A 13,214-nucleotide genomic window follows, 5' to 3' on the forward strand; every position below is an offset into this window, starting at 1 on the left:
AATAAGGTTATCTGATAATTCTGATGAATAAAAATTCAATGAGATACATTGACGGTTTCCTCAAATTGGATTAAGGTTAAATAAGATAATAGAGATGATTACAACATTATACATAGGGATGGATTTGATGATGAGAATAAATAGAGAGAAATAAAATCCATTCTAGATAAGAGAGAAAGTGTGGATAGGAGAGTGTTTGGTAGTGGAGAGGTATAAAGGTATAGGCCTTGTTTTGGCAGGGCTGTTATTGACTTCTTTTGGTCTGCGGTTTTTAGCAATGCATGATTTGACGTTCGGCGGTACGGCAGGACTTGCTACAGTGTTAACATATATGAGTCCGTGGAGCTGGGGTTTATTATTTTTCTTAGTGAATTTACCTTTCTTTATCATTTCATGGACGAAGCTAGGTAAATGGTTTACTTTATCAAGTTTACTTTCCATCACTGCTATTTCAGTGATCAGAGATCTCCTTGATGTGATGCCTTTTTTCAATGTTCCTTTATGGCTTGCAACGGCATTAGCTGGGATTTTCATTGGGATAGGTGTAACACTTGTCTTGAATAATGGTTCATCTCTTGGGGGCATTCATATTTTAGCTCTGTATATGGATCAAAAATGGGGAATTAATCGAGGGGTTACAATTTTTGTTAGTGATTTCTTAATTATTTTATTTGCTGCCATGTTAGTAGGCTTCCAACAAGCCTTGTTATCTGTTCTTGTAATTTTTGTGGCAAGTACCATTATCGGGCGTTACAAGAAGTCCCCGATTCCAAAAGAAGCAGAAAATGGCGAAGGCGCTTATGTATCTATGCCTGCTAAAAGCATTCATGAATAATCAGGTAACGAACAATCCTTCAGGGTTGTTCGTTTTTTAGTGAATTAGTTAAAGAGAAAATGCTATACTTCAACTAATACATACTGGCGGAGGGGTACTATGGAATTTCATTTTTTAGGAACTGGTTCAGGAGTTCCAGCTATTGAGAGAAATGTAAGTGCGATGGCGATACGTTTTTTGCAGCAAAAAGGCACTCAATGGTTGTTTGACTGCGGAGAAGCAACTCAGCATCAATTATTGCATTCACCCATCACTTTAACAAAAATTGACCGGATTTTTATCACACATCTACACGGCGATCATATTTTTGGCCTGCCTGGATTAATGGGTTCAAGGTCTTTTCAGGGTGCGCTGAATCCTCTAATCATTTATGGACCGAGAGGCTTAGCTCCGTTTATTGAGACGTCTCTAGCTGTATCAAAAACTCATCTCCGGTATCCATATGAAGTGATTGAGCTTGAAGAAGGCTTGATGTTTGAAACGGAACATCTTTCAGTGGAAGCATTGGCACTAAATCATGTGATGCCTAGCTTTGCGTTTAAGCTGACCGAAAAAGATAAGCCAGGTACATTGGATATTAAGAAACTAGAAGAGTACAATATCCCAAAAGGTCCACATTATCAATTGTTAAAAGAGGGAAAAACGATCACTTTAGAAGATGGTCGCAAAATCAATGGACAGGAGTTTGTCGGTCCCCCAAAAAATGGCCGGATTGTGGTGATTGCAGGAGATACAAGGCCTACTAAAGAAATGATTAAATTCAGCAGGGATGCAGATATTTTGATTCATGAGGCCACATTTAGAGCGGATAAAGCAGATCATGCTGTTCAATTTGGTCACAGCACAACACTAGAAGCGGCCTCCCTTGCAAAAGAAGCAAAAGTTAAGACTCTGCTGCTCACTCATATCAGCTCAAGGTATACAGGTGAGGAAGAGGCGTTTCTCAATGAGGCTAAAACGATTTTTGAAAACACGCATCTTGCTCATGATTTGATGGTGTATACGCTGAGTTCATGAATAAATTCGTAAACAAAAAGGCATAGTAACATCATTCACTATACCAATTTACTGGGGGAGTTAATGATGGCTAACCGTGAACAAATGGAATCATGTATGGAGAAAGCAGAATCAGTGATTGAACAAGTTCAAAAAGTGTTTGATGATGCTAGACGCGTTCAACCCGGAACAGATGAAGAGTATACAAATGCTCAAATGATGTTAGAGGAAATGAGCGGGGAGCTTGATGATGTGCTAAGAGCGGCGACTCCAGAACAGCGTGAGGCACTTAATCGTAAACAGCAGCAGATCAGACAGCTGCAAAATAATATGATCCTAAAACGTTAAAAGCTTACATGCTTTTTTGGTGCCTGCTAACTATAAGCAAGAAAGGGCTGTCTTTGAAGATTCATAAAGATCTTCAAGGGCAGCTTTTTGCTTTTTGAAGCGCTTCTCTTTTTCGTGCGTAAGCAAACATTATTTGCTACAATAGAAATGTCAGGAGTGAGCATGATGGAGAGTATTACGGAACAAGAATTAAATGAACGTCTTAAAAGTAAGGAAGAGCTGCAATTTGTGTTTGTGACAACCCCTCTTTGCGGAACGTGTAAATTGGCTAGGAGAATGCTTATGATCCTTGAGGAGTCTGCGCCTGCATTTAAACCGCTAGAATTGAATGTCAATACCGCGGCAGGCTTTGCAAACAGGTGGAAAATTAAAAGTGTTCCCGTATTGCTCGTTTTCAAAAAAGGCTTAGGTGTAGAAAGAATCTATGCTTTTCACTCCATTGCTCATTTGTATGAAATGTTAAAACCATATGTAGGCAAAGAGGGCATACATAATCTAGGTGAAGATAAAAAGGGGAGATAGTAGTTATGTCAATGCATTATGAAGAATATATGAAGCAGGTAGTACTGCCAATGAGAAAAGAACTGACGGATGCCGGTTTTCGTGAATTAACAACAGCTGAGGAAGTAGATCAATATATGAAGGGTGCTGCGGGTACAACGCTTGTTGTTATTAACTCTGTGTGCGGGTGTGCAGCAGGACTTGCAAGACCTGCTGCGATTACATCGTTATCACATGATCACACGCCAGATCATTTGGTGACAGTATTTGCTGGACAAGATAAGGAAGCAACTGCTGTTATGCGTTCTTATTTCAGCGATATTCCTCCATCTTCTCCATCAATGGCAATTTTGAAAGGGTCTGAGGTCGTTCACTTTATCCCTCGTGAGCAAATTGAAGGAGCAGCACCTGAATCGATTATTCGAAATTTAGCTCTTGCATACAACGAACATTGCCAGTCATAAATGACACTTGTTTGTTAAGGTTAACCTAGATGTAGGTTATCCAAATAAAAAGAAGCCTCCTCACCTTAGTATAAGGCGAAGAGGCTTTCCTCGTTTTAGTAACAATCAATTTTGGACAAATCAAAAGGAGCATCTATTATGAACTCAACAGCCCCTGATTTTACACTGCCAGCATTAAACGGTACAGAGTCTCTTACATTAGGCTCATTAAAGGGAAAAGTTGTCCTACTAACTTTCTTTACAACTTGGTGCCCTGATTCGAAAAAAGACATTTTAGAAAAACAGGCGCTTTTTCAATCGATGAATCGAGACGATGTCAAAATGATTTTTGTTCATGTAACAGGACGAGATTCATCTGTTGATCTAAGTAAGTGGCAAGAAGAGATGCAGCTTACTCTGCCTGTTTATATGGATCTTGGTACAAAAACGTATGATGCCTACCGTTGTATGGGGGTTCCAACGACGGTGTTGATCGATAAAGACCAGTCCATTAAAGGCCTATACAATGATAAAGCTCGTATGATAGACATTATAAAAGGCCTTGGCGGCCTTTTATAATGTGGGGCTAATTATGGTTTTACCCCGTAAAAGACTACCCGGCCCATCGTTTCAATATTAGGATAACCGCCTTGATGATAAAGCTCTACGACATGCTCTCTGTTATAAGGAACTCTGTGAATCTGCATCGTGTGACGTCCTTCTTCAAGGTCGGCAATGATATAAGATGCGAGAGGATGGCCGTCAAATGGCAATCCGACACTACCTGGGTTAATAACATTTTTGCCGTGGAAAGAACGAACAAACGGTAAATGGATATGGCCATATGCATAGACGTCTGCTTCATCCTTTTGCATTAATTGGTGCTCAATTTTAGTTGTTTCATCTGGATATACATTTTCAAATAAGCTAGTAGGTGTAGCATGAAACGCATGAATTAATTGATCTTGACCGCGGTCTACAATCATTTCACTAGGAAGTTCGCTTAGATACGTTAGGTCCTCATCATTTAATCGTTTCAATGTCCAGTCGCGTTCTTTATTTAGGCCATCAAGTGCTTCTTTTGGCACTTCACCTTCATTAAAGCCGCGCACAAGCCACTCATCTGCATTTCCCTTTACAACGGATGCATCAAGTGAACGAATTAAATTAAGGCATCTTTTAGGTTCAGGTCCTCTAAAAGAGAGGTCTCCTAAAACAACAATGTGATCGACATCTTTTTTGTTTAAATCGGTAATAACTGCTTCTAGTGCTGTTGCATTGCCATGAATATCTGAAAGAAAAGCAAATCGCATGATGAAACCTCCTTTTTATAGTAGTATAACAGAGGTTTGTTCCTATTTAACATAACAATTTGGTAAATCTGAAGATTCATTCAGTAAATTGAGACAAAGGGTCTATCGGTGGAATCCCTTATCAAGCTGTGATAAGATCAAAAAAAAGGTACACAGGAGGTATGAGCATGCATATTTTATCAATTGAACCAACTCCAAGTCCTAATACGATGAAATTAACATTAAGCGAAAGCTTAGGACAAGGGTCACGTAATAGTTATAACGAAAAAAACAAGGGCGAGGCACCTGAATACATACAAGAATTATTTAACATAGAAGGAGTTAAAAGTGTGTATCATGTAGCTGATTTCCTAGCCATTGACCGCCATCCTAAGGTGGATTGGAAAGTCATTCTTCCAAAGGTTCGCGAAGTGTTTGGGGAAGATGCAGATGAGGCACGTCAACAGGAAAACAAAGCGCAAGATACATTTGGTGAAGTGTATGTAAGTCTTCAAGTATTCAAAGGCATTCCGATGCAGGTGAAACTGACTAACGGAGAAGAAGAAAAGCGGGCAGGACTGCCTGATCGTTTTAATGAAGCAATCAGCAAAGCTCAAAAACCTGAGGACAATGTAGTGATGGAGCGAAAATGGGTGGATCAAGGGATCCGCTACGGTGAACTTGATGATGTAGCTAAAGAAGTAGTAGATGAGGTTTCAGCGGCTTATTCAGACTCTCGCTTAAATGGGCTGGTTCTTATTGCAAATGGTGAGGCAGGAAAGAATACAGAGCAGGCTGAAAGCCGATTTATTAAAGTGACAAAAGAAATGCTTGAAGCTTCAGATTGGCGAGAGCGTTATGCGGCTCTTGAGAGAATGGATCCAAAAGAAGAGGATATTCCTGTGTTAGAGCTTGCCTTACGTGATGAGAAAGCATCGATCAGACGATTGGCTACTGTTTATTTAGGAATGATTGAAAAGCCGGTTGTCCTTCCATTATTGTATCAAGCTTTAGAGGATTCTTCAGTCACTGTTCGTCGTACAGCTGGTGATTGTTTGAGTGATATTGGTGATGCTGATGCAGCTGGGGCGATGGAGAAGGCCTTAAAAGATAAAAATAAGTTAGTCCGCTGGCGTGCTGCAATGTTTTTATATGAAGTGGGTGACGAGTCCAGCCTTCCTGCATTAAAGGAAGCTGCTGATGATCCTGAATTTGAAGTGGCGATGCAGGTGAAAATGGCAATTGAACGAATTGAAGGCGGAGAAGAAGCAAAAGGTTCTGTATGGAAGCAGATGACTGATTCAATTTCTAGTGAAAGGGAGTAGCGGCTGATGAATAAAGAAGAGATCATACAGGAACTTGAAAAAAGAGAAATGGAAGATATTCTTGAACTGATTGAAGATGCGGAAAAGGGTTATTTAGAGGAGCTTGAAATTGTTCCTTCTGTTGGACTTCTTTATGATAGAGAGTTAAACGAGGCCATTATCTCTTTATTGAAAGAGCAAGGGGTAGAGATTATTTACGTCACTGAAGAAGAGTAAGCATAAAGAGTTAAAAGTTACGAGGAGTAACCTTTTAAGGAGGAGTGAACGTGCGCGCTGCACCATCAACCTTTTTACCTGAAAAAGCACGTTCTGTATGGAGGCTGCAAGCATTCTTTGAAAGTCTGCTTGTAGCTTTATTTCCGATTGCATATGGTGTGCTGATTTATTTTTTTGATTTTCCACTATGGATTTTATACAGCTTAATCGGGTTTTATCTTATCTTTGTCCTAATCACTGTATTTATTTTACCTCCTATTCGCTGGAGGCGCTTTACGTATGATGTATTAGAGGGTGAGGTAGATATACAATTTGGAGTATTGATTGTTAGGAGACAGTTAATCCCAATGACACGGGTTCAGCATGTTGATACCGAGCAAGGTCCTCTGCTTAGAAGATATAAAATGGCGGATGTTACGATTACAACTGCAGCAACAAGTCATCGAATTCCTACTCTTTCAGTTGAAGTGGCAGATGAATTAAGAGACAGAATCGCTAGACTTGCGGCGGTGGCTTATGATGAGTGAATTTAAACGGCTTCATCCAGCGAGTATCATTTTGATGTTCTTACAAGGGTTAAAGGGCATTATTTTACCAGTCATTATTACGTTATTCTTTAGCAGCTCACAAGGGGAGTCTTTTATACGGTTTGAATATATCTGGCTTGTTTTCATTGTCATTTTATTCATATCGAGCATCCTCTCTTATATCAGCTTTAAATATAAGCTTGAAGATGGAGAGTTATTTGTACAAAAAGGCATCTTTATTAAGAAAAAGAGATACATACAACAAAAAAGAGTTCAAAGTATCGATATCACAGCGGGACTGCTTCAGCGGATATTTGGACTGGTTAAAGTAAATGTAGAAACAGCAGGGAGCGGCGGTGAACCTGAAGTTCAATTAAATGCCATTAAAAAACAGGAAGCATCGTTAATTAGTGAAGCATTAAAAGCTGGTAAGCAGAACTTGAAACCATTTGATGCAGGTATAGCAGATCATGATTCAAACGATCGTCATGAGCCCGATGCATTAAATGGCAGTGAGTTTAATCCAGACAGTAATGAGCGGTTAGATGAATCATCGCAAGAGCTAAAACCTTCTGTTAAATGGAATTTATCAACTCAGCACCTGCTTATTGCAGCTCTTACTTCTAGCGGGATCGGTTTAACGATCTCAGCTGTAGGGGCGTTATTCAGTCAGGTAGAGCAGGTTATCCCTTCAACCCTCTATGAACGGACATTTGGATTTTTAGTTGGGTCTGGTATATGGTTTATCACAGCCATTATCTTTTTCATTGTGTTTATTTCATGGATTATATCTTTTATCAATACTGTTTTAAAGTACGGTAATTTTTCGGTTGTCAAACAAAACGATGACTTAATCATCAAACGCGGCCTGATTGAAACACGGCAATTAACGATTAACACAGATCGTGTAACTGCTGTAAGGTATGTGGCAAATATCTTCCGACAGCCGTTTGGCTATACAGCCGTTTATGTTGAAAGTGCAGGTGGAGGGACAGGAGAGGAGCAAGGCTCAACGGTTCTTTTGCCCCTACTAAAGAAAAAAGACGCACACAAAGTTTTAGAAGAACTGCTGCCTGAATATGCAGCAGAGCCAGTCTTTAAGCGGGTGCCGCAAAGAGCCTTAATTAGATATTTAGTGCAGAACACGTTTATTCCGATTGCAGCGACAGCGGCACTTTTTTACTTCTATCCCGAATTTGCCTACTACGGCCTGATAGCTGTAGCACTCATGAGTGTGATAGGGTATGCCCAGTATCGTGATGCAGCGGCTGGTTCACTTTGTGGACAATTATATGTTCGCTATAGAAAACTAAGTCAAGTGATTGTGATATCGAAACATAGGAAAATTCAATCATTAGAGCGGCATGTGTCATTGCTTCAAGGAAGAAGAGATTTAGCTACAATAAAGTTAGCAGTGCAGTCTAGTTTTAGCTGGAAGTTATTTCGTGTGGAACATGTAGATGTCAATGATGCGGATCAACTGCTTTATTGGTATTCAAATAAAAACCAACGTGGGCGCTCTGACTGAGCGCTTACGTTGGTTTATTTGATATATTTGATACATACGTCACAACGGAGCGTTTTCCGTTATCAGAAGTAAATTCATACCGGTCAAACACATGGTCACTCGCATCTTCATTAAGTGTACGTTCGTAATGATGCTGGACAATAATTTGCCCTGTGTGTGTTCGGTAGGTTAAAAAGTTTACACCCTTAAATGATTTTTGACCGTTAGATTGCAGCAGCTGAAGCAATAAGCTGTTATGGCAATCGATTAAATCTTTATGATCTATATGATAATCTTTTAATGTCGCTTCAAATAGGTCAAGTGATGAAGGATCTAATTCGTTCTGTAAAATAAAATAAGGATCAAATTGCTTTTTGTCGATATAAATTGTTTCCCCTTCTGATGGACGATATTCCTCACCGTCATGACTCCTGAATATCCCTTCACCTACGTAATAGCCGAGCATATCTTTTTTCTTCCCGCTCCATTTAAATTCAAATGGACAGTCTGCTAAATCAAGTGTTGTCTCGTGCTCATCAATTAACAAGTACCTTGATCCGCTCTCATAGAAAACATAGGGGATGTGCTCGTGATTCTCATTGGCTGCAGAGTGTAGCAGCCTGTCGAGATTCTCATTTTTTAAGTAAACTAATAGTTGATTTTCTTCTACCTGCAGCTCTTTTTGTTCTTTGAAAATGGCAGCTAGACGATCGGCTATGACATTTGCATGAGAATGATCATATGATTCCGGAAGTTTAGCTAAAGAGAGAGGAGCTAATTTATTCCCTGCAAATTCTACGATTTCATTTTCTTTATAAACAGGTGTAGAAATAACCTCAGAAACTGTTGGTTCTCCTAGCTTAACGATATACTTTATTTTCAGTTTTCCCCGCCAAGGCTTTTTCGGCTCTGTTATTATTTCAAGTAATTCACCAATAAAGTGACCGTGCGGGTCGTCTTTTATGAGCAGGAGTTGATTCATATAACGTTTGGCTTGTATTCTATCCATGGTAAAAACCTCGCTTTGCAATAAACCTCATCGTATGTGGAATCAGGTTTGCTTTGATAAATAATCGATGATCCCCATTGAACATACTTTCAGGTCTAGGCGAATGTGTTCATAAGCTGGGTGGTCACGTTCTACGCCTTTTTTGTCTAAGTCATGTTGAACGGCTTCTAAAATGGATGCAGCTAATTCATTTACACCTAAGCCATCTTTAACAGCTTCTTTTCCTTTTTGTACAAAGACGGGGAGCCATTTTTCAATATGTGTATAGACCAGCTCAGGGTGTAAAGCCATGCTGTAATGACCAAAGTAAATCTGTTCAACATCGAACGTTTGAATTCTCTTCATTGATTGAATCGTCGCTTCTGGGTCAAATTGATTAGGGGATGTAGAAGGAAGAATCAGTTCCACACCGTCCTTTGATAAAGGCTCATATCTAACACCGAGCGTATCACCCGTAAATATGCCTTTTGTTTTTGATTCATAAATACTAATATGATGAGCTGCATGTCCTGGGGTATGTAAAAAAGTTAATGTACACGTATCACTTAATGGGAGAGTATCACCATCTTCAACCGTGAGCAGCTTCTCCTCTGCAATAGGAAGAATCGGATCAAATAATCGGTCAAAATCTTCTTTATACACAGCTTTAGCGCCCATGATTAAGCGAGAAGGATCATGAAGATGTCTTTTTCCTTTTGGATGCACAATCACTTTCGCATTAGGACAATGTTGAATGAGCAGGCCAGCTCCACCTGCGTGATCAAGGTGAATATGTGTAAGGATAATATATTCAACATCTTCTAGTTTTAAATCTAGCGCCCTAAATCCATCAATAATATGTTTAACTGATGGGCTTGGACCTGTTTCAATAATAGTCAGCATATCCTCATTAAGTATGTAGCTTCCAGTCCTTTCTGGCATACTCATATCAAAGCCGTCAATAATTGAAATAGAAGGTGTTAAGGATACTGGTGCATTCATTTCATTTCCCCCTTTTTATTGAAATTAACTATTGAATTTAGCTTTACATTACATATAAGACCCTTACTAGTAGTGTAAGGGTCTTATATCGATTTAACAAGTATTAAAGCAAGGTGATACGAAGGTCTGCTTGTTCTAAGATTTACGATCTTGCTCATAGCGGAGCTTTTGAAGTCTTAGCAGGTGGTTCATATGTTCCCTTCGTTTTTCTTCGAGCTGCTCATAAAAAGTAATAAGAGTTAATTCCATTTGTGATAAAGAAACAAAGACATCTTCTTTATGGTCTAGCTGATTTTTCATTGATAGAGACAAAAAGGTATTCAAGAGGTTGGGAATATCTTCCTTAAGCATTCTTCGTACTGTATGCTTTTCTTCATAATCCAAGAGATCAAAATCTTCCTGTAATTTTTCAACTTGCTTAATAATGCGGGTTAATCGGTTTTCAATTAACGGGTCTACAGAAAATTTTTTTACTGTATCTAAATATCGAATGGCTTCTTGTCTTATAAGGCTGATATCCTGCTGTTTATTGAATGCAGGAGCTTTTAACGAATTCACTTCAGCTAATGTTAAAGCAGATGACGTCCCATTTGTATAAGCCTCGTCTAATCGGTGAATCCGATAGAATAACCCATTAAATAGAGTGGATTCCGCAACTTGTCTGACATGTGCCCGTCCATTTTTTAAATAATGAATACTCGCTTCTCGAATGACACCTACTCCATTTTTAGCCTTCATATATTTTCGGTAGCATGTGATTGTGATCCGTTTATGAATCGCAGAATTGGTGTATTTAGTATCGTTCATTTTCAAAGTGATCTGCTTGTGAGTCAATTTGATTTTAATGACAAACTCTTTATGCTTACGTTTAATGACGCGCTGCTTATTTTGACCATCTGCTTTCTCAATCATTCTCTCAATGAGTGATTCAGCTTCATGAATCAGCTTTTGACTGGCTGCATCTTTTAGCAGATGTTCCTCAACAGGACGTTTATGAGCGGGAGTCAAAAAACGAAAGAAAGGGGATTGCAGCAATGTACGACTCAATACGATCACCTCCAGATAAAAAATATCTTTTTATTCACTATTTATCTAATAATTTTGTCTGCATCTCTTTATTAAGAGTATCCATTTCTTCAATAAATTGTTTGCCGCTCGTAACAATTCGTTCATTGGACTGTTCCGTTAATTCAATCGCTTCAAACACATTGTTATATGCTTTTTTAAACGCTTCGATCGCAATAGCAGGTTCCTCTAGTGTCTTCAATGTAGCTTCTGTATTCTGTTTTAACATTTCTGCATTAGATAAAAGCATCGATTCAGTTGCTTCATTCACGTTACGAACAGCACTAATGACTTTTTGTTGATTATTTAAGGCAAGCTGAATGGAAGCCGTGACGGTAATAATATTTTTTGTCATGGTAATGGCATTGAAAATAGCTTCTTCAAGCTTATCATTATTTTCAATAATCAAATCGACTGAGGCAAGTGATTGCTGTAATACCATAACGGCTTGGGACATGTTTTTTACTCGAGAGACCACTTTTAGCTGTCCTTTTTTCAATGCATTTGGATTATCTTTCCACTTCTCAGAAGTCATTTCTTCTTCAAGCATGGCGTGCAGCCTGTTACCCGCATCAATTTGTTGATTTAGGTTTGTAATTCGCTGTTTGGCTACATCTTTTAATTGCTGCAGCATTAATGTATCTTCTTGCAGTTTGTCCTTCCCGCTAAGCAGCCCTTCAATGACTTGTTCGACTTGAGCTTCAACCGTTTGATATTTTCTAGCATATTGTTCGATCGGGCTTCTTCTTAACAGTTTATTCGTCCACTTTTTTAGCGGACTGTCTTTTAAGTAATCAGGCTCAAGCTGGCTGACCATTTCTTTTAATTGATGCAGTTGATTAGGCAGCTGATTTGATTGGTCGTTCATCATTTCTTTAACAGGACGCTTTAGTGCTTCAAGTGATTCTCCTGCCTCTTTTTGTTCTTCCTCACCTAAAGTATTTAATGAAGCAAGCAGTGAATCGATATCTTCCGATTGTCTATATTTATTAATCAGTTCCACTTCTTTATTTTGTTGTTCCTGTCTATTATCTTGAGTCATCATTGATCTCCTCCGTCGTGTGAAAAATAGAGTTTATTTATAGTACATACGATTATCCGCATCGTTAGGTTTCGGTTGATTATCCTTCTATTATGTATCAAATAATTTTGAAAGACAATGAATGTGATATGGATTATAATAAGTGCTTTAGGAAGTTAAAGAAATTAAGATTACGGCGCGTTGTCAGTTTCTAGTAGCAATTTGTCTGGTTCAAGATATACTTGAACATTTCGAAAGGTGGAATATATTAATGTGTTTAGTAGCGATCTCATATAAGCAAAATAAAGAGTTTCCATTGATAATGCTGGCAAACCGTGATGAATTTTATGACCGGCCGAGCAAACGCGTTCATTTTTGGGAAGATCATCCTGACATTTATGCAGGGAGAGATGTAGAGCGCGGGGGGACTTGGCTTGGCGTAACAAAGAGTGGACGATTAGCCTGCGTAACAAATATTAGAGAACCTCTAAATGAAACGGAGGACCATGAATTTATTTCTAGGGGAGAACTAGTAAGGGGATTTCTATCATCAACGACACCCGCTAAAGAATATGTTGAAAGCATTCGACAACAAAAAGATGATTTTCAAGGCTTTAATTTGATTGCAGGTACAATTGATGACGTATATTACTACTCAAATCGCTTACATGCCGTACAAAAGCTTATTCCAGGAAACTATTATGTAAGCAACAGCACATTAAATGTCACCTGGCCAAAAATAGATACATTAAAAACAGCCGTTGAAACTGAAATTATGAATGAAACCGCTTATCCCGCTTTAATAGATAAGGGTCTTCACATTTTGCAATCAACAATGACCTACCCTGATCATGCGCTGCCTGACACAGGAGTAGGTCTAGAGTTAGAGCGATTACTCTCGCCTGTATTTATACAAAGCGAAACGTACGGGACAAGAGTATCGACCATCGTTCTATTTGATAAAGACGGCAAACGCTTTATAGCTGAACAAGGTTATGGGGAGAATGGGGTTCAAGAAGAAAGAATTGAAAAAATTATACACAGAAACGCTTGAAAACACGTCACGACGTGTTTTCTTTTTTGTAGAACGGGAAAAGGATTTTATACTTTTATAGTAAAGTGATAAGTAGTAAAGAACAATTGTATAT

16 protein-coding genes are annotated in these 13,214 nt (G+C 38.8%); 11 read left to right on the forward strand and 5 right to left on the reverse strand.

Going from position 1 to position 13,214, the window contains the following annotated elements; all coding sequences use genetic code 11:
* Positions 1-202: 202 nt before the first annotated feature.
* The 6 genes from BPOF4_RS07785 (at position 203) to BPOF4_RS07810 (ending at position 3,702) form a co-directional block, all read left to right on the forward strand.
* A complete protein-coding gene (locus BPOF4_RS07785; RefSeq protein WP_012958559.1) occupies positions 203-835 on the forward strand; it encodes a YitT family protein in 633 nt (210 codons plus the stop codon).
* A gap of 99 nt (positions 836-934) precedes the next feature.
* Complete coding sequence (rnz, locus tag BPOF4_RS07790; RefSeq protein WP_012958560.1) at positions 935-1,852, forward strand: ribonuclease Z; 918 nt, start codon at positions 935-937, stop codon at positions 1,850-1,852.
* A gap of 63 nt (positions 1,853-1,915) precedes the next feature.
* Positions 1,916-2,179, forward strand: a complete 264-nt coding sequence (locus BPOF4_RS07795) for a YtzC family protein (protein WP_081457645.1) — start codon at positions 1,916-1,918, stop codon at positions 2,177-2,179.
* A 114-nt stretch (positions 2,180-2,293) separates the two neighbouring features.
* Entirely contained in the window at positions 2,294-2,701 is a 408-nt protein-coding gene (locus BPOF4_RS07800) for a thioredoxin family protein (protein ID WP_238446491.1), read from the forward strand.
* 5 nt (positions 2,702-2,706) lie between these two features.
* Complete coding sequence (locus tag BPOF4_RS07805) at positions 2,707-3,144, forward strand: BrxA/BrxB family bacilliredoxin (RefSeq protein WP_012958563.1); 438 nt, start codon at positions 2,707-2,709, stop codon at positions 3,142-3,144.
* 138 nt (positions 3,145-3,282) lie between these two features.
* Positions 3,283-3,702 carry a TlpA family protein disulfide reductase gene (locus BPOF4_RS07810; protein WP_012958564.1) on the forward strand — a complete coding sequence of 140 codons (420 nt, stop codon included), beginning with the start codon at positions 3,283-3,285 and terminating at the stop codon, positions 3,700-3,702.
* An 11-nt stretch (positions 3,703-3,713) separates the two neighbouring features.
* Here the strand turns inward: BPOF4_RS07810 and BPOF4_RS07815 are convergent, their stop codons facing one another.
* Positions 3,714-4,436: a metallophosphoesterase family protein gene (locus BPOF4_RS07815; protein ID WP_012958565.1), complete on the reverse strand. Its 723-nt coding sequence runs from the start codon at positions 4,434-4,436 to the stop codon at positions 3,714-3,716.
* Positions 4,437-4,603: 167 nt separating this feature from the next.
* Between BPOF4_RS07815 and BPOF4_RS07820 the strand changes: the two genes are divergently transcribed.
* The 4 genes from BPOF4_RS07820 to BPOF4_RS07835 are packed head-to-tail and all read left to right on the forward strand — an operon-like array spanning position 4,604 to position 8,011.
* Positions 4,604-5,740 carry a conserved virulence factor C family protein gene (locus BPOF4_RS07820; protein ID WP_012958566.1) on the forward strand — a complete coding sequence of 379 codons (1,137 nt, stop codon included), beginning with the start codon at positions 4,604-4,606 and terminating at the stop codon, positions 5,738-5,740.
* 6 nt (positions 5,741-5,746) lie between these two features.
* Positions 5,747-5,956 (forward strand): hypothetical protein, encoded by a 210-nt coding sequence (locus tag BPOF4_RS07825; RefSeq protein WP_012958567.1) that lies wholly within the window; start codon positions 5,747-5,749, stop codon positions 5,954-5,956.
* 50 nt (positions 5,957-6,006) lie between these two features.
* Entirely contained in the window at positions 6,007-6,483 is a 477-nt protein-coding gene (locus BPOF4_RS07830) for a PH domain-containing protein (protein WP_012958568.1), read from the forward strand.
* Positions 6,473-8,011 (forward strand): PH domain-containing protein, encoded by a 1,539-nt coding sequence (locus BPOF4_RS07835; RefSeq protein WP_081457646.1) that lies wholly within the window; start codon positions 6,473-6,475, stop codon positions 8,009-8,011. The genes BPOF4_RS07830 and BPOF4_RS07835 overlap by 11 nt, the downstream gene beginning before the upstream one ends.
* A 4-nt stretch (positions 8,012-8,015) precedes the next feature.
* Here BPOF4_RS07835 and BPOF4_RS07840 read toward each other — a convergent pair whose 3' ends face one another.
* The 4 genes from BPOF4_RS07840 to BPOF4_RS07855 all read right to left on the reverse strand — a co-directional run bounded on the left by BPOF4_RS07840 (position 8,016) and on the right by BPOF4_RS07855 (position 12,087).
* On the reverse strand, positions 8,016-8,999 hold the full coding sequence (locus BPOF4_RS07840) for a DUF2777 domain-containing protein (RefSeq protein ID WP_012958570.1): 984 nt from the start codon (positions 8,997-8,999) through the stop codon (positions 8,016-8,018).
* A 42-nt stretch (positions 9,000-9,041) separates the two neighbouring features.
* Positions 9,042-9,980: an MBL fold metallo-hydrolase gene (locus BPOF4_RS07845; protein ID WP_012958571.1), complete on the reverse strand. Its 939-nt coding sequence runs from the start codon at positions 9,978-9,980 to the stop codon at positions 9,042-9,044.
* A 135-nt stretch (positions 9,981-10,115) separates the two neighbouring features.
* Positions 10,116-11,027 (reverse strand): hypothetical protein, encoded by a 912-nt coding sequence (locus tag BPOF4_RS07850; RefSeq protein WP_012958572.1) that lies wholly within the window; start codon positions 11,025-11,027, stop codon positions 10,116-10,118.
* Positions 11,028-11,064: 37 nt separating this feature from the next.
* Positions 11,065-12,087 carry a toxic anion resistance protein gene (locus BPOF4_RS07855; protein ID WP_012958573.1) on the reverse strand — a complete coding sequence of 341 codons (1,023 nt, stop codon included), beginning with the start codon at positions 12,085-12,087 and terminating at the stop codon, positions 11,065-11,067.
* Between the two features lie 250 nt (positions 12,088-12,337).
* On the opposite strand from BPOF4_RS07855, the gene BPOF4_RS07860 reads away from it, so the two are divergent.
* Complete coding sequence (locus tag BPOF4_RS07860; protein WP_012958574.1) at positions 12,338-13,120, forward strand: NRDE family protein; 783 nt, start codon at positions 12,338-12,340, stop codon at positions 13,118-13,120.
* Positions 13,121-13,214 lie beyond the last annotated feature (94 nt).

Source organism: Alkalihalophilus pseudofirmus OF4 (assembly GCF_000005825.2).
Lineage (GTDB): Bacteria > Bacillota > Bacilli > Bacillales > Bacillaceae_D > Alkalihalophilus > Alkalihalophilus pseudofirmus.

Bases quoted from the DNA above. Each gene is read 5' to 3' on its own strand.
- BPOF4_RS07835 (WP_081457646.1), top strand. From the start codon at position 6,473: ATGATGAGTGAATTTAAACGGCTTCATCCAGCGAGTATCATTTTGATG.
- BPOF4_RS07810 (WP_012958564.1), top strand. From the start codon at position 3,283: ATGAACTCAACAGCCCCTGATTTTACACTGCCAGCATTAAACGGTACA.
- rnz (WP_012958560.1), top strand. From the start codon at position 935: ATGGAATTTCATTTTTTAGGAACTGGTTCAGGAGTTCCAGCTATTGAG.
- BPOF4_RS07795 (WP_081457645.1), top strand. From the start codon at position 1,916: ATGATGGCTAACCGTGAACAAATGGAATCATGTATGGAGAAAGCAGAA.
- BPOF4_RS07815 (WP_012958565.1), bottom strand. From the start codon at position 4,436: ATGCGATTTGCTTTTCTTTCAGATATTCATGGCAATGCAACAGCACTA.
- BPOF4_RS07840 (WP_012958570.1), bottom strand. From the start codon at position 8,999: ATGGATAGAATACAAGCCAAACGTTATATGAATCAACTCCTGCTCATA.
- BPOF4_RS07860 (WP_012958574.1), top strand. From the start codon at position 12,338: ATGTGTTTAGTAGCGATCTCATATAAGCAAAATAAAGAGTTTCCATTG.
- BPOF4_RS07805 (WP_012958563.1), top strand. From the start codon at position 2,707: ATGTCAATGCATTATGAAGAATATATGAAGCAGGTAGTACTGCCAATG.
- BPOF4_RS07845 (WP_012958571.1), bottom strand. From the start codon at position 9,980: ATGAATGCACCAGTATCCTTAACACCTTCTATTTCAATTATTGACGGC.
- BPOF4_RS07820 (WP_012958566.1), top strand. From the start codon at position 4,604: ATGCATATTTTATCAATTGAACCAACTCCAAGTCCTAATACGATGAAA.
- BPOF4_RS07855 (WP_012958573.1), bottom strand. From the start codon at position 12,087: ATGACTCAAGATAATAGACAGGAACAACAAAATAAAGAAGTGGAACTG.
- BPOF4_RS07825 (WP_012958567.1), top strand. From the start codon at position 5,747: ATGAATAAAGAAGAGATCATACAGGAACTTGAAAAAAGAGAAATGGAA.